Origin of the sequence: Pseudomonas koreensis (assembly GCF_025447595.1) — a bacterium.
Classification (GTDB): Bacteria; Pseudomonadota; Gammaproteobacteria; order Pseudomonadales; family Pseudomonadaceae; genus Aquipseudomonas; species Aquipseudomonas koreensis_H.
Genome location: NZ_JAOEJU010000015.1, coordinates 136148 through 154256 on the forward strand (window position 1 = coordinate 136148; position 18109 = coordinate 154256).

The following is an 18109-nucleotide window of genomic DNA, read 5'->3' on the forward strand; positions in this document are numbered from 1 at the left end:
AAGAGCGCGACGGTCATTACAAACCGTGTCATTCCTGACACACGCTAGTTGATGCCCTGCGATAGGGCATCGGTCAAATGGCATTAATACTTTGGTGCTAGAGGCTTCTGTATCGGGGTTTTCAGCCAAATGACAGGGCATTTTTGCGTTATTGCACGCGGTGATCCGGCCCATGGCGGTTGTCAAAAATCTCACTGCCACCGATGTGTGCTCCTGCCGGGCTATCCACCCGCCGATTAATGACCGTTCTGTCAGAAAAGGCAGCAAAACAAGAGATTTTTCATTGTGTTGAGAGATCTGGTATGGCTTGTGCAAACGTTTGCGCAACACTGTTACCGACGTTTTCGTAACAAAACCGTACAGGCCTCGGTATTTCGGGCCTCGATCTGCAAAAAGGACTTTGAATGCACGCTTTTTCCTGCCGTTACCGCTGCAGCGGGCGCTCGTTTGCTGTTTCCCTTCTATTGGCCGGCGTTACTGGAGTTCTCAGTCAGACCGCTCTCGCACAGCCTGCCCTTGCCGAAGAATCCGCCCAGGGCGAAACCCTCAGCCCCGAAGCCAGCCCGCCGAAAAAAGGCGCGTACCTGTCGGACTGGTACAACCAGGACCTGACTCTGATCGGCAGCAAGGACATCAGTTTCGGCCCGCAACCGGCCGACGACATCTACCTCGAATACGAGTATTTCGGACGCAAGGGCCCGTTCGAGCTGTACGGCTACATCGACATCCCGAAGATCTTCAACATCGGCAACAGCCATGACAAAGGCGTATGGGACCACGGCTCACCGGTGTTCATGGAGCACGAACCGCGCATCTCCATCGACTACCTCGCCGGCCGCAGCCTGGCCATCGGACCGTTCAAGGAATGGTACGTGGCGTTCGACTGGATCTACGACCACGGCAGCCGCAAGGAGAACCGCGCCAACACGCTGTACAGCGGTTTCGGCACCGACATCGACACCCATTCTCGGGTCAATCTGTCGGCCAACCTGTACGGGCGCTATCAGTGGGAAAACTATGGCGCCAGCAACGAATATTCGTGGGACGGCTACCGCGCGCAGCTCAAGTACATCGTACCGATCGACAAATTCAGCAACGGTGCCTCGCTGACCTACATCGGCTTCACCAACTTCGACTTCGGCTCGGACATCCACAAGGACAACCCGGCGCGCACCGCCAATGCCACGGTGGCGACCAACGTCCTGCTGTACTCGTTCACCCACTTGCGCTTCACCCTGGTCGGCCGTTATTTCCACAACGGCGGCAACTGGGAGGACGGCAGCGAGCTGAATTTTGGCGACGGTAATTTCCGTGCGCGTTCCAATGGCTGGGGGTATTACGCGGGGGTCGGGTATCAATTCTAAAGCGCAAGGGCTCGCAGCCATTGGCTGCGAGCCCTTGTCGTTTTACATCAAGGAATCAGGATGACCTTGTCGCCACTGCCCTGATTCACATCGGCATACCGCGCCAGCCCTTCGGCCAGCGGCGCTTCCACCAGCCCTTGCGGCACTGGCAGCAGGTCTTCGTCGAAGAACCGGCCGAACTGTTCCAGCATCGCCGCGCAGGCTTCAACGCCATACAGCAACGAGTTGATGCCCACCACCGAACCGCCCTTGCGATACAGGGCCAGCGCCGGCAACTGCACATGCCCATCGACCGGCGCAGCGATGATCGCGATCCGCCCGAAGGTTGCCAGCGCCGCCACCGAGGCCGGCAGCCAGAAACCGGTGGTGTCGAAAATCACATCGGCGCCGCCGCGATACACCGCGTTGACCTGCGCACCCAGATCCTCGGGTTTATCCAGCTGGATCGTCTGATAACCCTGCGCCTGCAAATCCTTGACCTGCTCCGGCCGCCGCGCCGCCGCCAGCAGCTGCGCGCCACGCACCTTGGCCAGCGCCAGTGCCGCCGTCGCCACCGCCCCGCCGCCAATCACCAGCAAACGGGTTTCGGCACTGACCAGACTGCGCTCCAGCGCATCCCACGCCGTGGTGTAAGGCACGCCGAGGCTGGCGGCCTGAGTGAAACTCAAATGCGAAGGCTTGTGCGCCACGCCATTGGCCGGCAGTTTGACGAACTGCGCGTGGGAGCCATCGGCGAAGAACCCCAGCTCCCGCCCGGTGCCCCAGACCTCCTGGCCGATCAACGCCTGCGGCCCTTCGACCACGACACCGGCAAAGTCCCGACCGGGAATACGTGGCAGCGTGGTGTACGGAAAACGCCCGAGCACGTTCTTCACGTCGCTGGGATTCAGGCCCGCCGCCTTGATCTGCACCAGCACCTCGTCAGCGCCCGGCACCGGCGTCGGCACCTCGACGAAGCGCAGGGACGACAGGTCGCCGGTTTTATCGAATTGCAGTGCTTTCATGGAAATCTCCACCGAAGGAAAAAGACAGGATTCAGGACAGCCAGCCACTGACCAGTTGCCGGCCCATCGGCCACAACTGCTCGCCCGCCAGCATGCCCAGCAGGCCCACCAGCGCGATGGTCGGCGGCGCCGGAGAACGGACATCCAGCGCGCCATACAGCAGGCCGACACCCAGACCGACGCCCAGTGAAATCAGGTAATTCATGGGATCACTCCGCCACAAAAAGGGAATGGGCAAAGTCTAGGGAAAGGCTGCGACCGGCACCGGCCAAGGACTTCTGAATTTCGGCCAAATCACTGAAGGGTACCGATTCCACAGGGTTCGGAGCTGTACGCCGGATTTGCGGCTGGTACAAAAAATGTGGGAGCGAGCCTGCTCGCGATAGCAATTTTTCTGCCGCCACAATGTTCGGTGTGCCGACGCTATCGCGAGCAGGCTCGCTCCCCCATGATTTTGTTGTGTCAGGGACTGGTCGTATCGAACTGCGAAGGCGCCACACCCAGTTCCCGGCGAAACATGTCGCTGAAACTGCTCGGCGAATAACCCAGCTCACGGGCAATCGCGCTGACCGGCACGCCCTGGATCAACTCCGCCACCGCCGTCGCCAACTGCACCTGACGCCGCCACTCGGCGAAGCCCATGCCCAGCCCCTCCTTGAACAACCGTGCAAGCGTACGCACGCTGGCCCCGGCGTTTTCGGCGTGTTGCTCGAAAGGAATGTCCAGCGACGGCGCAGCCATCACCGCCTGACACAGACTCATCAACCGCCGATCGGCATCGTCCGGCAACGGGATCTTCAGCTGCGAACGCCTTGCGCGTTTCAGCTCCAGCAGCGCCAACCCGACCAGCGCCTCGTAATACTCGGCATCACCGCTGTCGCCCTGCGCCACCAGCCCGACAATCAACTCACGCAGCAGACCGCCAACCTCAATCACCTGCACCGTCTGATCCAGCGTCGCCGCCAGCGCCGGGCGCAGGTAGATATTGCGCATCTGCAAATCCGACACCACCCGAATCCCGTGCGGCACCCCCGGCGGCAACCACACCGCCCGCTGCGGCGGCACCACCAACGCCTCGTGCGGGGTCTCGACCCACATCACCCCACTCATCGCATACAGCAACTGCCCCCACACATGCTCATGCGGCTCGATGAACAACCCACGCGGATACGTCCGCCCCAACGGCTGCACCGGCACATCGGTATCACTCAGATCAGGGGGCGCAGCGAGGGCCATGGCGAACATTCATCGGGGTGGGCGAAAGCGCCATGGTAACCAGTCCGACCGGAACCTCGCCATTGATAGATACCGTCGGACAATCCGAGTGAATTTTCCGGGAGCCCAGCGATCCTTCTATTACCACAGGGAGGAAGATGGGCTTTATGAACAACGCAAAACTGTACGTCATTGATTACACCCTTCACGGCGCGCCAAAGTCGTTCATTATCCGCTCGGACAAAATGGACAACACCGAGGCGTGGCACTGGGCAAGCTGCGACGCAGGGGTCGGCCGCATCCCGCGTTTCGGCCGGGAGAAAGTGCAAAAGACCAGCAAGCCGATGGCAGAAAAATTCGGCGTGGAAAACGTCACCTGGCGACCGGCGAGCTAAGCTTGGGCGCAGGCGGGGACACTTTCGGGGGGGGGCACACATGACAACCATCAACAGCCCGGCGCACCTGGACTACAGCCTGGACACCGCGTCCGGCCGGGTCACCAGAAGCATCGAGTGCCTGATTGGTCTGGAACCTGTCGAAAACGATCCCTACTGCTTCGCTCTGCGAGTCCCGGCCCCGCAGCCAGAAGACCTTGAACAGGCCACAACCGTCGACGTCAGAGTCGAAGGCCGCCGCCTGCAAGGCAACGTCCGCCACACCGAACGCCTGGACGACGACAGCCTGAAACTGGAAGTGGAGCCTGATTAGGCTCCACTCATTCAATACCCCCGGTTACTTGGGATGCGCACACTGACACCCCTTACCAGAACACTCCTCACCACTCTTGTGATGATGCGCACAGGCCTCACAGCAATAATGCTTCCCGTGCGCCACATAAGAATGCTCACCCTCCTTGATCGTGCAACGACATCCAGGACAATCGCATTTTCTATCTGCCATGGAACAGACTCCTTCGGTGGTGGTTGTCTGAGGCCGAAAGAACAAGCCGTGCTACCAGTGTAGAAGGTGAAAACAACCCAACAACCAAACCACTCACCCCTCAACCATCCCCCCACCACTCACCACAATGAGCGTTAGCTCGAGTACCGCTTTTGATCGCAAGGCCCGTCGGCAGGCTGAGTGGAGGGATTGATCCGGGGGTGGGAGCGCAGCGACCGTTTGGCGAAGCCAAACACATCGAGAGGAGGTGCAGCGAAGCAAACCGTAGGCGATGCCCCCGGATCAATCCCGGAACGAAGGAACCCGAGCCACAGCGAGGGCCGTACGTCAGGGTAAAGCCTTTTGGGTTACCTTTTCGGCGTTTGGAAAAGGTGACCCGCCGTAAGGGCGGAACCCCAAGAAGCCGTTACCGCAGCAACGGATATGTACTCAATCAACCCGCCGAACGCTACTGCGATACATAAACACCAGCGCCAACCCCAAACACCCCATCGCCAAAACCCGACTAGAAGACAACTCAATAGCCGGATTCCCCAACCACCCAAAATTATCAATCAACATCCCCATCCCCAACTGCCCGACAATCACCGCCACCGTCGCCACAGCCGTCCCCACCCGAGGCACCGCCCCCACCATCACCATCATATAAACCACGCCGAACAAGGCACCGCTAAGCTGCCACTTCGGCACCTCCAGCAAACTCACCGCCTGCGCAGGCTCAAAAAACAAAATCAACAACCCCGTAGAAACAGCGCCGACGACAAACGTCAACAAACTGCTGCGCAACACTCCAACGGTTTCCCCAAGACGCCCGTTGATCGCCGCCTGCACACTCAACACCGCACCCGCCAACACCACCACCGCCAACAAAATAACCAGACTCATCACTCACCCCCGCGCAATCAAAACCAAAGCCGCCACAATCAACCCCAACGCCAGCCACCGCTCAGCATTGACCTTCTTGCGCGTAGCCCCAAACCACCCGAAATGGTCAATCAACACACTCTTGCCAACCTGCCCCGACAAAATCGCAATCATCGTCATCGCAATCCCGATATGCGGCGTCGCCAGCGTCAATACCACCACATACATCGGCCCCAGAAACCCGCCGATCAACTGCCAGCGCGGCAGATCCGTCAGCGCCGGCCCCTTCTGCGGCCCCGCAAACAGCAACAGCAAAAACAAAATCGCCGAGCCCACCCCGAAAATGCTCAAGGTCGCCCACAAATGCCCGACCTGCTCACCCAACGGCCCCAGCAACCCCGCCTCCACCGACAACCCCATGCCAGCCAGAATCACCAGCGGCAACAGCAACAAACGCAAACCGGGCCGCGCGACCGGGGCCGGCGCGGCACTCACTTCATCAAACGACTGCATCTGAAAAACCTCTGAAGAAAACGATGGCGCGGATTATCGGCTGGCGCAGCTGTGCGATAAATGGGAGCATCCTGACAACACTTTTGCGTAACTCGCACAGCAGGATCGACGATGCACGGGCTCAACGAACTGGGATTCAAGGCGCTAAGGCTGTTTGTGGCGGTGCTCGACCACGGCAGTTTTTCCGAAGTCGCCCGCCGCGAGGGCGTAGCGCCCTCTTCGATTTCCCGACAGATCCAGCTGATGGAACAGGCGCTGAACCAGCAATTGCTCTACCGTCACACCCGCGCGGTCACGCCGACCGAAGCCGGGCGCATGCTCGGCCACCACGCCCGGCTGGTGCTGGTGCAACTGGAAGAAGCCGAACAGGCCTTGCAGGAACAGCAAAGCGAACCGACCGGCCTGGTGCGGATCAACGCCCCGGTGGTGTTCGGCCAGCGCCACCTGACGCCATGGCTCGGCCGTTTGTGCGAGCGCTATCCGAAGCTGCAACTGGACATCCAGCAGACCGACCACTACATCGATCCGCTGCAGGAAGGCGCCGACCTGCTGTTCCGCATCGGCCCGCTGCACGACTCAAGCATGCAGGCACGAATCCTCGCGCCGCACCGCTTTCAGGTCGCGGCCAGCCCGGCGTATCTCAAGCGTTTCGGCACGCCGCAGCATCCCGAAGACCTCGCCCGCCACCAGTGTCTGGCCTACAAGGGCGCGGCCGGCCAGCAGCGCTGGTTCTTCCGTCAGGGTCAGGGCGAGTGGACACCGTATGCAGTCAAGGGCCCGATCACCGGCAACCACGCGGACACGTTGACTCAGGCCGCTGTGCAAGGGCTGGGGCTGGTGATGTTTCCGTCATGGCTGATCGGCGAGGCGGTGCGTGAGGGCACGCTGGTGCCGGTGCTGGGGGATTATCAGGTGTCGAACAGTGTCGAGCCGCAGCAGATTTCGGTGCTGTGGCCGGGGAGTCGCCGGTTGTCGGTGAAGGTGCGGACGGTGATTGATTTCTTTGTTGAGTGTTTTGGCGAGGTTCCTTATTGGGACAGACCCTGACGGTCTGTCCCAACAACGCCATCAGATCCGGAACTGGCCAACCAGTTTGCCCAACCGTTGCCCCAGATCCGCCAGACTCCGCGAAGTCTGCGCCCCCAACTGCGTTTCATCCGCCACGTTGTCCACCGCCACCGCAATCTGATGCACGCTGCGGTTGATCTCTTCCGCCACCGCCGTCTGCTCTTCGGCAGCACTGGCAATCTGCGCGTTCATCGAGTTGATGGTCGCGATCAGATCCGCCATCGCATCCAGCGAAGCCCCCGCCTGATTGGCCTGGGCCGACGTGCCGTCACCCGCCTCACTGGAACGACGCATCGCTTCAACCGCCGACTGCGTCCCCGCCTGCAAGCGGTCGATCATCCCCTGGATTTCCTGAGTGCTGATCTGCGTACGCGACGCCAGCGCCCGCACCTCGTCCGCCACCACCGCAAACCCGCGTCCGGCCTCGCCCGCCCGTGCCGCTTCAATTGCAGCGTTGAGCGCCAGCAGGTTGGTCTGCTCGGCAATCGAACGGATCACCCCGAGCACGCCGACAATCGATGACACGTCCTGTTGCAGGCTGTCGAGGGACACGCCGCTGCTGCGGATGTCGTCCACCAGCGCATGAATCTGCTTGATGCTGCCGGCCACCACACGCTTGGCGGTCTGGCCTTCTTCGTCGGTCTGCTGCGCGGCGACGGCGGCGTTCTGTGCGCTCTTGGCAACTTCCTGAGCGGCGGCGGACATTTCGTTGATCGCGGTGGCGACCTGATCGGTTTCGTGACGCTGACGCTCCATGGCCTGATCGGAGCGCTGGGCCTGATCCGACACCTGAGTCACCAGCCCGGTCAGTTGCGACGTCATCTCGGTGATCTGCCGCACCAGGCCGTGGATCTTGTCGACAAAGCGGTTGAACGAGCCGGCCAGTTCGCCGAGTTCGTCCTGGCTGGTGATGGTCAGGCGCCGAGTCAGGTCGCCCTCGCCCGCCGCGATGTCATCGAGGTTGGCTTTCATCAGGGTCAACGGTCGCAGAATGGTGTTGGCCAGCAGCATCCCCGCTGCCGCGATCACCAGCAGCACCACCACTGCCACGCCGACGATGCTCAGCACCACGCCCTGCATGCGTTCCTGCACCTTGGCCTCGACCACCGCCACTTGCGCTTCGATGCCGTCGAGGTTGACCGACGTACCGACCGCCATGTCCCACTTCGCCAGGTATTCCGTGTAACCGAGTTTCGGCACCAGCACTTGCGCGTTGCCCGGCAACGGCGAGCTGTATTGCAGGTAGTGGGTACCGTCCTTCGCGACCTTCACCAGATCTCGGTTGACGTAGACGCCGTTCGGGTCGCGGTTGTCCTTGAAGCTTTTGCCCACGCCTTCGGGGTCGTTGGCCTTGAACAGGCGCACGGTCTCGGAGTCGTAGCCAAAGAAGTAGCCGTCCTTGCCGTACTTGATGCTCGACAGCAGCTTGATCACCTGCGCCCGCGCTTCTGCGTCACCGGGGGCGGCAGCGTCGTACAACGGTTTGATGGTGGTCATGGCCACGGCGACGTAGCTGGCCAGGGTGGCCTTGGCGTCACCGAGCAGGCGTTCGCGGGTCTGTTCGACTTCCTTGCGCGCCTGTTCCTGAAGGATGAACAGCGTGGTCAGGCTGATCACCAGCGCAAAGAGCAAGACCGGAAGGACGGCAAGGGACAGGACTTTAGCCTTGAGACTCAGGCGCATGGGGGCTCACTCTTTTGGTTTTATTGGCGTGGATAAAGGCGTTAACGGCACGCGAAACCAAAAGTTGAGCTGCGGATTAACCCGCACCTTGTGAGAGCCAGCCTGCTGGCGATAGCGATGACGTCGGATCAGTCGCCCAATGTGCTGACTGATCCGGCGTCATCGCCAGCAGGCTGGCTCCCACAGGGGGATTTGTGGTGTTACAGGACCATCGCGGCCACCCAGCCAAACGCCAGCAGCGGCAGGTTGTAGTGCAGGAAGGTCGGGACCACGGTGTCCCAGATGTGGTGATGCTGGCCGTCGACGTTCAGGCCGGAGGTCGGGCCGAGGGTCGAGTCCGAGGCCGGCGAACCGGTGTCGCCCAGCGCCCCGGCCGTGCCGACGATGCACACGATTGCCATCGGGCTGAAGCCCAGTTGCACGCACAGCGGCACGAAGATCGCCGCGAGGATCGGCACTGTGGAAAACGACGAACCGATGCCGATGGTCACCATCAACCCCACCAGCAACATCAACAGCGCGCCAATCGCCTGGCTGTGATCGATCCACGCCGCCGCGCTTTCAACCAGCGAACGCACTTCACCGGTGGCCTTGAGTACTTCGGCAAAGCCCGAGGCGGAGATCATGATGAAGCCGATCATCGCCATCATCTTCATGCCTTCGGTGAACAGGTCATCGGTCTCACGCCATTTGACGATGCCCGACGCCGAGAAGATCAGGAACCCGGCCAGCGCGCCGATAATCATCGAATCCAGCAGCAACTGAATGATGAACGCCGCCGCAATGGCCAGACCGGCGATGCCGATCGTCATCGGGTTGTAGGCGACGCTGACCTGCTCCACCTGCTCGATCTTTTCCAGGTCATAGACACGCTTTTTGCGGTAGCTGAAGAACACCGCCAGCAACAGGCCGAAGACCATGCCCGCCGCCGGAATGGCCATCGCGTGCATGACGTTGATCTGGCTGATGTCCACGCCGGCCTTGCTGACATTGGCCAGCAGGATCTGGTTGAGGAAGATGTTGCCGAAACCGACCGGAAACACCATGTACGGCGTGATCAGGCCGAAGGTCATGACGCAGGCGATCAACCGGCGGTCCAGTTGCAGCTTGGTCAGTACATATAAAAGCGGCGGCACCAGCAGCGGAATGAACGCGATGTGAATCGGCAGGATGTTCTGCGAGGCAATCGCCACCACCCACAGCAAGCCGATCAGCATCCATTTGACGCTGCCACCACCAGTCGCATGCTGACGGTCGACCATCGCCAGAGCCTTGTCGGCCAGCGCGTGGGCCAGACCGGACTTGGCAATCGCCACGGCGAAGGCGCCGAGCAACGCGTAGGACAACGCCACCGTCGCCCCGCCACCCAGGCCACTGTTGAAAGCCTTGAGCGTGGCGTCGATGCCCAGACCACCGGTCAGGCCACCGACCAGCGCACCGACGATCAACGCGATCACCACATGCACCCGGGACAGGCTGAGGATCAGCATGACGCCGACCGCAGCAATCACTGCATTCATTTCACTACCTCAAAAACACGACGGTAAAGCCATTCACCGCCAGACAGGATGAGTCCGGCCGGCAAGCCACGAGGGTCGCCAGCGGATTTGCATAGAGGGTCTTATTAGAAGGGCGCGCACTGTGCCGCAGAGCGGGCGCAGTGTCAAAGCGAGCGGTCGGGGCACTGTGTAACTTTGCATGATCAAAGCGCTGAAGATGGCATATCCGCCACAACATGCGTCAATTCGCCATATTGCATTTGCGCCATAAAGAAAGTCGAAACGCGGCCGTTACAGTGCAAAGTCTCAGATATTTATCGAATAAGGACGTCCTCCATGTCGCTCAGACAACTTTCCATCCAATGGAAAATCACCCTGCTCGCCGGGCTCTGCCTGGCCGGTATCGTGACCCTGTTGGTGGGTCTTTCGCTGTATCGCATGGAGCACAGTTCCGAACTGGTAAAAGCTTCGAGCATGGAAATGCTCACCGAATCGGCCCAGGCCCGCATTGAATCCCAGGGTGAAGTTCAGGCGGCGGGCATTCGTCAGCAATTCATGGACGCCTATCAATATGGCCACGGTTTCTCGCGTCAGGTGCTGTTCCTGCGCGAACAGGCCGAGAAGCGCTTCCTCGATGCCTTCGACCTGCGCGAAGACATGACCCGCCAGGTGAAATCGGCACTGCAGGCCAACCCGGAACTGCTCGGTCTGTCGCTGGTGTTCGAAGCCAACGCGCTGGACGGCAAGGATGAACTGTTCGCCGGGCAAGCCGAACTGGGCAGCAACGACAAGGGCCGCTTCGCCCTGTACTGGTCGCAGCCAACACCGGGCAAAGTGACCTCGATGGCACTGCCGGAAAGCGACATGGCCGACACCAGCACCGGCCCCAGCGGTCAGGCCGCCAACGCCTGGTTCACCTGCCCGCGCACCACGCTCAAGCCGTGCGTGATCGAACCCTACTTCTATGTGATCGACGGGCAAAAGGTGCTGATGACCAGCATCGTGTTCCCGCTGATGGTCAACGGCAAAGTCATCGCCTCGCTGTCGGTGGACATCAACCTCAACAGCCTGCAAGCGATCAGCCAGAGCGCCAGCAAAAAGCTCTACGACGGCCAGACCGCCGTGAGCATCATCAGCCCCGCCGGCCTGCTCGCCGGTTACAGCCCGGACGCCAATAAACTCAGCCAACGTCTGGATGCCGTGGACACCACCAGCGGCGCCGAGCTGCTGCGCCTGCTCGCTTCGAGCCACACCGTCAGCAGCCTGCACAGCAACGAGCGGCTGAAAGTGCTGTCGCCGTTCCAGCCGATTCCCGGCGGCCCGTCGTGGGGCGTGTTGCTCGATGTGCCGGAGAAAGTGCTGGTGAGCCGCGCCGAAGCGCTCAAGCAACAACTGGATGCCAGCAACACTTCCGGCACCCTGATCGAACTGAGCCTGGGCGTAATCGCCGCGCTGATCGGCCTGCTGCTGGTGTGGCTGATGGCACGCAGCGTGACCAAACCGATCCTCGGCGTGGCCCATATGCTGGAAGACATCGCCAGCGGTGAAGGCGACCTGACCCGTCGCCTGGCCTACGACAAGAAGGACGAGCTCGGTCAACTGGCCGGCTGGTTCAACCGTTTCCTCGACAAGCTGCAACCGATCATCGCCGAGGTGAAACGCTCGGTGCAGGACGCGCGTAACACCGCCGACCAGTCGTCGGCCATCGCCACCCAGACCAGCGCCGGCATGGAGCAGCAATACCGCCAGGTCGATCAGGTCGCCACCGCATCCCACGAAATGAGCGCCACCGCCCAGGACGTGGCCCGCAGCGCTGCGCAAGCCGCCGAAGCCGCCAAGGATGCCGATCGCGCCACGCGTCAGGGCCTGACCGTGATCGACCGCACCACCGCCAGCATCGACACCCTCGCCGCCGACATGAGCGCAGCGATGGTGCAAGTCGAAGGCCTGGCTGCCAACAGCGAGAAGATCGGCACCGTACTGGAGACCATCCGCGCCATTGCCGAGCAGACCAACCTGCTGGCCCTGAACGCCGCCATCGAAGCGGCCCGTGCTGGTGAGGCCGGACGCGGTTTTGCGGTGGTCGCTGACGAAGTGCGCAACCTCGCCCGCCGCACTCAAGAGTCGGTGGAAGAAACCCGCCAGGTGATCGAGCAACTGCAGAACGGCACTCAGGACGTGGTCGGCTCGATGGGCAACAGCCATCGTCAAGCACAAGGCAGCGTCGAACAGGTCGGCCAGGCCGTGACGGCGCTGCGCCAGATCGGTGACGCGGTGACGGTGATCAGCGACATGAACCTGCAGATCGCCAGCGCCGCTGAAGAACAGAGTGCAGTGGCTGAAGAAATCAACAACAACGTGGCGACGATTCGTGATGTGACGGAATCGCTGTCGGGGCAGGCGAATGAATCGGCGCGGGTGAGTCAGTCGCTCAATAGCCTGGCGAATCAGCAGCAGAGTTTGATGGATCAGTTCCGGGTTTAAAAACCACCGTAACTTTTGTGGGAGCGAGCTTGCTCGCGAAAGCGATCTGTCAGATACAAAAATAGTGACGGACATGCACCTTCGCGAGCAAGCTCGCTCCCACAGGGTAGACTTTCAGTGTGCCGAGGCTCACCGCCGAGGCAGTTGAATCTCCACCTTCAACCCGCCCCATTCGCTTTCGCCCAACACCAACACCCCGCCCCACGCTTCGACGATATCCCGCACTATTCCCAGCCCCAACCCATGCCCCTGGGTCTGTTCATCCAGTCGCGTACCACGACTGAAGACATGAGCACGCTGCAATTCGGGAATCCCCGGCCCGTCATCTTCCACGCTCAGCACAAAACCTTCTGCCGTCTCGACCACACTCAGCCGCACCTCGGCATCCGCCCACTTGCAGGCGTTATCCAGCAGGTTGCCGAGCAGCTCCAGCAAGTCTTCACGGTCCCACGGCAATTGCAGGCCGGGTGGAGAGACGTAACTCAGTTCCAGATGTTCGCCATGGATCATGTTCAACGTCGACAGCAGGCCCGGCAGCTCTGCGTCGCAATCGAACAACGCCCCCGGCAGCGCATCGCCGGACAGGCGTGCACGATTGAGCTCGCGATTCAGTCGTTGCTGAACCTGTTCCAGTTGTTCCTTGAGAATTTTGCGCAGCTCTGGATGCGCGTCGAGTCGCTCACTCGACGCCAGACTCAACAGCACCGCCAACGGGGTTTTCAGGGCATGCCCGAGATTGCCCAGGGCATTGCGCGAGCGCTTGAGGCTGTCTTCGGTGTGCGCCAGCAAATGGTTGATCTGCGCCACCAGCGGTTCCAGTTCCGCCGGCACTTGTTCATCGAGTTGTGAACGCTGGCCCTGCTGCAACTGAGCGATCTGTTCGCGAGCCTTTTCCAGCGGCCGCAACGCGCGGCGCACGGTCAGGCGTTGCAGCAACAGAATCAGCAGCAACCCGGCCAGCCCGAGGCCGAGGCCGATCTGCCGCATGCGCTGGAAGCTCTCGCGCACCGGCGTGTAATCCTGGGCCACACTGATGGAAATCGACTGGCCGAGTCGTCGGTAGTCCGAACGCAGCACCAGCAACTGCTGGCCATCCGGCCCCAATTGCAGGTTGCTGTGCAAACCGGGGCGTTCGAGCAGCGGCAAATCCTGATCCCACAAGGATCGAGAACGCCAGTGGCTTTCCGCGAAGTCGATGCGGAAGTAATGCCCGGAAAACGGCCGCAGATAAGCCGGCGACAAATGTCGCTCGTCCAGTTGCAAGCCCTGAGGGCCTCGAACCAGTGCCACCAGCAGGCTCTCGCTGTCGTTACGCAACCCGGCCTCGAGATAGCGCTGCAAACCCGCTTCGAACAGCCACAGACTGGTTTGCGCCAGCAGCACGCCGACGACCAACAGCACACTGATCAACCCCAGACTCAAACGGCGCTGGATCGATCTCACGAAGCCTGTCCGCCAAACAGATAACCCTGGCCGCGACGGGTTTCGATCACGCTTTTACCGAGCTTGCGCCGCAGGTGATTGACGTGGACTTCAAGCACGTTGGAATCGCGCTCGGTCTCACCGTCGTAGAGGTGTTCGGCGAGGTGGCTTTTGGAAAGAATCTGCTCCGGGTGCAGCATGAAGTAACGCAACAGTCGGAATTCGGCAGCGGTCAGCTGAATGTCGGCGCCGTCACGCACAACACACTGACGGCCCTCGTCCAGGTGCAGCCCGGCGGCCTTCAGCGTCGGCTGGTTGGCCTGGCCCTTGGAGCGACGCAGCAGCGACTGGATGCGTAGATACAGTTCTTCCGGGTGAAAGGGTTTGGTCAGGTAATCGTCGGCACCGGCCTTCAGGCCTTCGATGCGTTCGGCCCAGGAATCGCGGGCGGTGAGGATCAGCACCGGAATCGTCAGACCGCCGGCGCGCCATTGCGCCAGCACCTCAAGCCCCGGCACGCCGGGCAGACCGAGGTCGAGGACGATCAGGTCATAAGGCTCGCTGCTGCCCTGATAGACCGCATCGCGCCCGTCCGCCAGCCAGTCCACCGCGTAGCCCTGACGTTGCAGGCCGGCGAGCAGTTCGTCAGCCAGCGGTACGTGGTCTTCCACCAGAAGCAAGCGCATCGGTCAATCTTCCTTGTCTTTCACGAGTTCGCCGGTGTCGGCCCTCAGGTGCAGCTCGCGGGCCACGCCTTCGACGGTCAGCAACTCGACTTCATAAATGTAGACGTCGTGTTTTTCTTCCAGCTCGACTTCCAGCAGTTTCGCGCCGGGATAACGGTCCATCGCCTGCTGCAGCACTTGCTCCAGCGGCAGGATCACGCCCTGCTTGCGCAGATTGAGGGCTTCGTCGGGACCCAGGTCGCGGGCCATGGCCGTCGAGCAAAACATCACCAGCGCCAGTGCCGTACGGCGCGTGGCGCGAACATTAACCTTCATTACGTATCCTGATGATCCTTGAGCACTTGCCCGCTCACCGCGTCCAGTTCCAGATCCCATTCCAGCCCCTGCGGATCACGCAGTTCGATCTGGTAGATGTACTTGCCGTACTGCTCTTCCAGCTCGGTGTCGGTGATCGTCGAACCCGGGTGTCTGGCCAACGCAGTGGCGTTGAGCTTCTCGAAGGAGACGATAGTACCAGCGTCGCGCAGGCGCAGGGCTTCATCCGGGCCGAGATCGCGGGCGTGAACGGTGCTGACGGTGAGGCCGATGATCGAGGCAAGGGTCAGGGCAGTCAGGGTTTTCATGGTGTCTCCGTATTTTTGATGTAGCTACGGCCAGCACCATAACGGTGCGAACTTAACTGAAACTGAATTGCCATCATTGGGTTTGCTCCTGCAGCCACAGCAACATGTGCTTATAATCTTTCGCTTGCTAACGATCGAGACCGGTATGACCGCCATTCACATCAAGTTCCCTTCCCTCACCCTCAAGGCCGGCCCCCGGGCCATGGCGCGCATTCGTGCCCAGGGCCTGAACGCCGCCGACGTCGGCACCCTGCCCGGCGCTGCCGGCGGGCCGAAGGCGCTGGGGATTCAGGGGCTGGATCTGGCGCTGTTCGGCGAGTGGTTGCCGGCGGCACCGCGCGAACGTTCGCTGATCGGTGCGTCAGTGGGTTCCTGGCGGTTCGCCAGCGCGTGCCTGCCGGACGCCGCCGAAGGCATTCGCCGCCTCGGCCATCTGTACACCGAGCAAAACTTCAACAAAGGCGTGACCATCGGCGACGTCAGCCGCAGTTCGCAGCGCATGCTCGATGACCTGCTCGACGGCCGCGATGCCTTGCTCCTCGACAACGCCCATTACCGCTTGAACATCATGGTGGTCAAAAGCCACGGCGGGCTGGCGGACGACCATCGCGGCCGGCTCGGGCTGGCGCTGGGTTCGGTGATCGCCGACAACCTGCGGGGCCGCGCGCGTCTGTCGAGGCACTTCGAACGGCTGATCATCCACGACCCGCGCCTGGCGCCGCCGGTGCATGCGCTGAATGACTTCCCGTCGCGCTTCGTCGCCCTCGATGCCGGCAACCTGCGCCAGGCGCTGCTGGCCTCGGGTTCGATCCCGATGGTCATGGAAGGCGTGCGCGACCTGCCGGGCGCCGGTGCCGGCACGTTCCGCGACGGCGGTCTGCTCGACTATCACCTCGACCTGCCCTACAGCGGTGACGGCATCGTGCTCTATCCGCACTTCACCGATCGGGTGATTCCGGGCTGGTTCGACAAGACTCTGCCTTGGCGCAAGGCATCGACCGAGCGCCTGCAAGACGTGCTTTTGCTGGCGCCGTCGAAGGAATACCTGGCGCGCCTGCCCTACGGCAAACTCCCCGACCGTAACGACTTCAAACGCTTCATGGGTGATGCACCGAGCCGGCAGAAATACTGGCGCGCGGCGATGGACGAGAGTCGCCGGCTGGGCGACGAGTTCCTCGAACTGACTGCCAATGGTCGCCTCGCCGAGCGCTTGCTGACCCTTTAGTCAGCGCAGCCCTGGACAAGCTGGTAAACTCGCCGCCTGCCCGAATTCGCTGCGGCGAACGCCATCTGAACAGAGCTGAAATCACTGTGGAAATCTTCAAGGAATTTACGTTCGAATCCGCCCACCGCCTGCCCCACGTACCGGACGGCCACAAGTGCGGACGCCTGCACGGTCACTCGTTCAAAGTGGCGATTCACCTGAGCGGCGACCTCGATCCGCACACCGGCTGGATCCGTGACTTCTCCGAGATCAAGGCGATTTTCAAGCCGCTGTACGAGCGTCTGGACCACAACTACCTGAACGACATTCCGGGCCTCGAGAACCCGACCAGCGAAGTGCTGGCCAAATTCATCTGGAATGAATTGAAGCCCCTGCTGCCGGAACTCAGTGCGATCCGCATCCACGAGACCTGCACCAGCGGTTGCATCTATCGCGGCGAGTAACCCGTCCAGAAGTCGCTGAAAAAACCTGTGGGAGCGAGCTTGCTCGCGAAAGCGGTTTACCAGTGAAGCAAATGTTGCCTGACACGGCGCCTTCGCGAGCAAGCTCGCTCCCACAGGGATAGAAGGCGCCTCAGTGTTTGAATAAACAGCCCCCGAGGCTGTTTTTTTACGCCTATGCTTTTTGGCTCGAAACCGCCAAGAGGACAGGCCCATGACGGACTGGCTGCTGGATCAGGTCTTTGATTTCAACGGACGACAGATTCGCCACGGGGTGCGCGGCGATGGCCCGCCGCTGGTGTTCGTGCACGGCACGCCCTTCTCGTCTTACGTGTGGCACCGCATCGCGCCGCACTTTTTCGCCACACACCGGGTGCATTACTTCGACCTACTGGGCTACGGCCAATCCGAGCAACCGGACGCCGATGTCTCCCTCGGGGTGCAGAACGAATTGCTCGCTGAGTTGCTCGATCACTGGAATCTGCAATGCCCGGACGTGGTCGCCCACGACTTCGGCGGCGCCACCGTGCTGCGCGCGCACCTGCTCAACGGCAAGGATTATCGCAGCCTGACCCTGATCGACCCGGTGGCACTGACACCGTGGGGTTCGCCGTTCGTGCAGCACGTGCGTCAGCATGAAGCGGCATTCAGCGGCCTGCCGGATTACATCCAGCGCGCCATCGTGCCGACCTACATTCGCGGGGCGATTCACCGGGATATTCCGGATGATGAACTGGCACCCTACGTACAGCCGTGGCTGGGCGATCCGGGGCAAGCGGCGTTCTACCGGCAGATCGCGCAGATGGATCAGCGCTACACGCTGGAGGCGCAGCCGCTGTACCCGACGATCCGTTGTCCGGTGCAGATTCTCTGGGGGGAAGAGGATCAGTGGATTCCCATCGAACGCGGGCGCGAGTTGCACAAGATGATTCCCGGATCGCAGTTTCATCCGGTTCCGAATGCCGGGCATCTGGTGCAGGAAGATGCGCCGGAAGCCATCGTTGCCGCCCTGCTCCGCTTCCTGTGACCCGAAACATGACCCGTGGGAGATTCTATGGTTGAGGGGAAACCCTCAACCGGCCTTCGGCTGATATTCGCTTTGCCCCTTCAACAGCGCAA

At 61.4% G+C, this 18109-nt stretch carries 20 protein-coding genes and 2 pseudogenes; 9 read left to right on the forward strand and 13 right to left on the reverse strand.

The features are described 5' to 3' along the window. Positions 1 to 404: 404 nt before the first annotated feature. Positions 405 to 1364, forward strand: a complete 960-nt coding sequence (locus tag N8H71_RS18670) for a nucleoside-specific channel-forming protein Tsx (protein WP_262195113.1) — start codon at positions 405 to 407, stop codon at positions 1362 to 1364. A gap of 47 nt (positions 1365 to 1411) precedes the next feature. Here the strand turns inward: N8H71_RS18670 and N8H71_RS18675 are convergent, their stop codons facing one another. The 3 genes from N8H71_RS18675 to N8H71_RS18685 form a co-directional block, all read right to left on the reverse strand. Continuing rightward, the gene (locus N8H71_RS18675) at positions 1412 to 2368 is read right to left on the reverse strand and encodes a quinone oxidoreductase family protein (protein WP_262195114.1); all 957 of its coding nucleotides are present in this window, start codon (positions 2366 to 2368) and stop codon (positions 1412 to 1414) included. Between the two features lie 31 nt (positions 2369 to 2399). Continuing rightward, on the reverse strand, positions 2400 to 2573 hold the full coding sequence (locus tag N8H71_RS18680; RefSeq protein ID WP_007958996.1) for a DUF1427 family protein: 174 nt from the start codon (positions 2571 to 2573) through the stop codon (positions 2400 to 2402). A 257-nt stretch (positions 2574 to 2830) separates the two neighbouring features. After that, positions 2831 to 3613: an AraC family transcriptional regulator gene (locus N8H71_RS18685; RefSeq protein ID WP_262195115.1), complete on the reverse strand. Its 783-nt coding sequence runs from the start codon at positions 3611 to 3613 to the stop codon at positions 2831 to 2833. Between the two features lie 137 nt (positions 3614 to 3750). Between N8H71_RS18685 and N8H71_RS18690 the strand changes: the two genes are divergently transcribed. Then, on the forward strand, positions 3751 to 3978 hold the full coding sequence (locus N8H71_RS18690; RefSeq protein ID WP_011335095.1) for a DUF6555 family protein: 228 nt from the start codon (positions 3751 to 3753) through the stop codon (positions 3976 to 3978). A 40-nt stretch (positions 3979 to 4018) separates the two neighbouring features. Beyond that, entirely contained in the window at positions 4019 to 4291 is a 273-nt protein-coding gene (locus N8H71_RS18695) for a hypothetical protein (protein WP_262195117.1), read from the forward strand. A 24-nt stretch (positions 4292 to 4315) separates the two neighbouring features. On the opposite strand, the gene N8H71_RS18700 is transcribed toward N8H71_RS18695, so the two are convergent. From N8H71_RS18700 to N8H71_RS18710, 3 genes are all read right to left on the reverse strand, one after another. Beyond that, positions 4316 to 4483 carry a metallothionein gene (locus tag N8H71_RS18700; protein ID WP_074689145.1) on the reverse strand — a complete coding sequence of 56 codons (168 nt, stop codon included), beginning with the start codon at positions 4481 to 4483 and terminating at the stop codon, positions 4316 to 4318. A gap of 429 nt (positions 4484 to 4912) precedes the next feature. Beyond that, positions 4913 to 5368, reverse strand: coding sequence for a DMT family transporter (locus N8H71_RS18705; RefSeq protein WP_262195118.1), 456 nt, complete (start codon positions 5366 to 5368; stop codon positions 4913 to 4915). Positions 5369 to 5371: 3 nt separating this feature from the next. Next, positions 5372 to 5860, reverse strand: a complete 489-nt coding sequence (locus tag N8H71_RS18710) for a DMT family transporter (RefSeq protein ID WP_039770247.1) — start codon at positions 5858 to 5860, stop codon at positions 5372 to 5374. 111 nt (positions 5861 to 5971) lie between these two features. Here N8H71_RS18710 and N8H71_RS18715 point away from each other — a divergent pair, with 111 nt between their 5' ends. After that, on the forward strand, positions 5972 to 6907 hold the full coding sequence (locus N8H71_RS18715; RefSeq protein ID WP_262195120.1) for a LysR family transcriptional regulator: 936 nt from the start codon (positions 5972 to 5974) through the stop codon (positions 6905 to 6907). Between the two features lie 21 nt (positions 6908 to 6928). Here the strand turns inward: N8H71_RS18715 and N8H71_RS28925 are convergent, their stop codons facing one another. From N8H71_RS28925 to N8H71_RS18725, 3 genes and pseudogenes are all read right to left on the reverse strand, one after another. Continuing rightward, the gene (locus N8H71_RS28925) at positions 6929 to 7750 is read right to left on the reverse strand and encodes a methyl-accepting chemotaxis protein (RefSeq protein ID WP_371855536.1); all 822 of its coding nucleotides are present in this window, start codon (positions 7748 to 7750) and stop codon (positions 6929 to 6931) included. An 84-nt stretch (positions 7751 to 7834) separates the two neighbouring features. Beyond that, positions 7835 to 8611 (reverse strand): annotated as a pseudogene (locus N8H71_RS28930) (cache domain-containing protein); the annotation flags it as partial. A gap of 200 nt (positions 8612 to 8811) precedes the next feature. After that, positions 8812 to 10131, reverse strand: coding sequence for a Na+/H+ antiporter family protein (locus N8H71_RS18725; protein ID WP_007955962.1), 1320 nt, complete (start codon positions 10129 to 10131; stop codon positions 8812 to 8814). Between the two features lie 1458 nt (positions 10132 to 11589). Here N8H71_RS18725 and N8H71_RS28935 point away from each other — a divergent pair. Further along, positions 11590 to 11736: pseudogene (locus tag N8H71_RS28935) on the forward strand (HAMP domain-containing protein); the annotation flags it as partial. A 102-nt stretch (positions 11737 to 11838) separates the two neighbouring features. Next, positions 11839 to 12594 carry a methyl-accepting chemotaxis protein gene (locus N8H71_RS28940; protein ID WP_371807414.1) on the forward strand — a complete coding sequence of 252 codons (756 nt, stop codon included), beginning with the start codon at positions 11839 to 11841 and terminating at the stop codon, positions 12592 to 12594. Between the two features lie 129 nt (positions 12595 to 12723). Here N8H71_RS28940 and N8H71_RS18735 read toward each other — a convergent pair whose 3' ends face one another. From N8H71_RS18735 to N8H71_RS18750, 4 genes are read right to left on the reverse strand one after another with little or no spacing between them, the layout of a single operon-like run. Continuing rightward, positions 12724 to 14037, reverse strand: coding sequence for a sensor histidine kinase (locus N8H71_RS18735; RefSeq protein ID WP_262195122.1), 1314 nt, complete (start codon positions 14035 to 14037; stop codon positions 12724 to 12726). Then, complete coding sequence (locus tag N8H71_RS18740) at positions 14034 to 14702, reverse strand: response regulator transcription factor (RefSeq protein ID WP_011335105.1); 669 nt, start codon at positions 14700 to 14702, stop codon at positions 14034 to 14036. The genes N8H71_RS18735 and N8H71_RS18740 overlap by 4 nt, the downstream gene beginning before the upstream one ends. A 3-nt stretch (positions 14703 to 14705) precedes the next feature. Next, on the reverse strand, positions 14706 to 15017 hold the full coding sequence (locus N8H71_RS18745) for a PepSY domain-containing protein (RefSeq protein ID WP_262195123.1): 312 nt from the start codon (positions 15015 to 15017) through the stop codon (positions 14706 to 14708). After that, positions 15017 to 15325, reverse strand: coding sequence for a PepSY domain-containing protein (locus N8H71_RS18750; RefSeq protein ID WP_262195124.1), 309 nt, complete (start codon positions 15323 to 15325; stop codon positions 15017 to 15019). The genes N8H71_RS18745 and N8H71_RS18750 overlap by 1 nt, the downstream gene beginning before the upstream one ends. Before the next feature lie 145 nt (positions 15326 to 15470). On the opposite strand from N8H71_RS18750, the gene N8H71_RS18755 reads away from it, so the two are divergent. The 3 genes from N8H71_RS18755 to N8H71_RS18765 all read left to right on the forward strand — a co-directional run bounded on the left by N8H71_RS18755 (position 15471) and on the right by N8H71_RS18765 (position 18017). Further along, a complete protein-coding gene (locus N8H71_RS18755; protein WP_262195125.1) occupies positions 15471 to 16550 on the forward strand; it encodes a patatin-like phospholipase family protein in 1080 nt (359 codons plus the stop codon). An 86-nt stretch (positions 16551 to 16636) separates the two neighbouring features. Then, a complete protein-coding gene (queD, locus tag N8H71_RS18760; RefSeq protein ID WP_007955941.1) occupies positions 16637 to 16993 on the forward strand; it encodes a 6-carboxytetrahydropterin synthase QueD in 357 nt (118 codons plus the stop codon). 211 nt (positions 16994 to 17204) lie between these two features. Then, positions 17205 to 18017 carry an alpha/beta fold hydrolase gene (locus tag N8H71_RS18765; protein ID WP_262195126.1) on the forward strand — a complete coding sequence of 271 codons (813 nt, stop codon included), beginning with the start codon at positions 17205 to 17207 and terminating at the stop codon, positions 18015 to 18017. The last annotated feature ends 92 nt before the right edge of the window (positions 18018 to 18109 follow it).

Coding starts and splice junctions, on each gene's coding strand:
- N8H71_RS18670 (WP_262195113.1), top strand. CDS start 405: ATGCACGCTTTTTCCTGCCGTTACCGCTGCAGCGGGCGCTCGTTTGCT.
- N8H71_RS18675 (WP_262195114.1), bottom strand. CDS start 2,368: ATGAAAGCACTGCAATTCGATAAAACCGGCGACCTGTCGTCCCTGCGC.
- N8H71_RS18680 (WP_007958996.1), bottom strand. CDS start 2,573: ATGAATTACCTGATTTCACTGGGCGTCGGTCTGGGTGTCGGCCTGCTG.
- N8H71_RS18685 (WP_262195115.1), bottom strand. CDS start 3,613: ATGTTCGCCATGGCCCTCGCTGCGCCCCCTGATCTGAGTGATACCGAT.
- N8H71_RS18690 (WP_011335095.1), top strand. CDS start 3,751: ATGAACAACGCAAAACTGTACGTCATTGATTACACCCTTCACGGCGCG.
- N8H71_RS18695 (WP_262195117.1), top strand. CDS start 4,019: ATGACAACCATCAACAGCCCGGCGCACCTGGACTACAGCCTGGACACC.
- N8H71_RS18700 (WP_074689145.1), bottom strand. CDS start 4,483: ATGGCAGATAGAAAATGCGATTGTCCTGGATGTCGTTGCACGATCAAG.
- N8H71_RS18705 (WP_262195118.1), bottom strand. CDS start 5,368: ATGAGTCTGGTTATTTTGTTGGCGGTGGTGGTGTTGGCGGGTGCGGTG.
- N8H71_RS18710 (WP_039770247.1), bottom strand. CDS start 5,860: ATGCAGTCGTTTGATGAAGTGAGTGCCGCGCCGGCCCCGGTCGCGCGG.
- N8H71_RS18715 (WP_262195120.1), top strand. CDS start 5,972: ATGCACGGGCTCAACGAACTGGGATTCAAGGCGCTAAGGCTGTTTGTG.
- N8H71_RS28925 (WP_371855536.1), bottom strand. CDS start 7,750: ATGACGTCGCAACTGACCGGGCTGGTGACTCAGGTGTCGGATCAGGCC.
- N8H71_RS18725 (WP_007955962.1), bottom strand. CDS start 10,131: ATGAATGCAGTGATTGCTGCGGTCGGCGTCATGCTGATCCTCAGCCTG.
- N8H71_RS28940 (WP_371807414.1), top strand. CDS start 11,839: ATGGAGCAGCAATACCGCCAGGTCGATCAGGTCGCCACCGCATCCCAC.
- N8H71_RS18740 (WP_011335105.1), bottom strand. CDS start 14,702: ATGCGCTTGCTTCTGGTGGAAGACCACGTACCGCTGGCTGACGAACTG.
- N8H71_RS18745 (WP_262195123.1), bottom strand. CDS start 15,017: ATGAAGGTTAATGTTCGCGCCACGCGCCGTACGGCACTGGCGCTGGTG.
- N8H71_RS18750 (WP_262195124.1), bottom strand. CDS start 15,325: ATGAAAACCCTGACTGCCCTGACCCTTGCCTCGATCATCGGCCTCACC.
- N8H71_RS18755 (WP_262195125.1), top strand. CDS start 15,471: ATGACCGCCATTCACATCAAGTTCCCTTCCCTCACCCTCAAGGCCGGC.
- N8H71_RS18765 (WP_262195126.1), top strand. CDS start 17,205: ATGACGGACTGGCTGCTGGATCAGGTCTTTGATTTCAACGGACGACAG.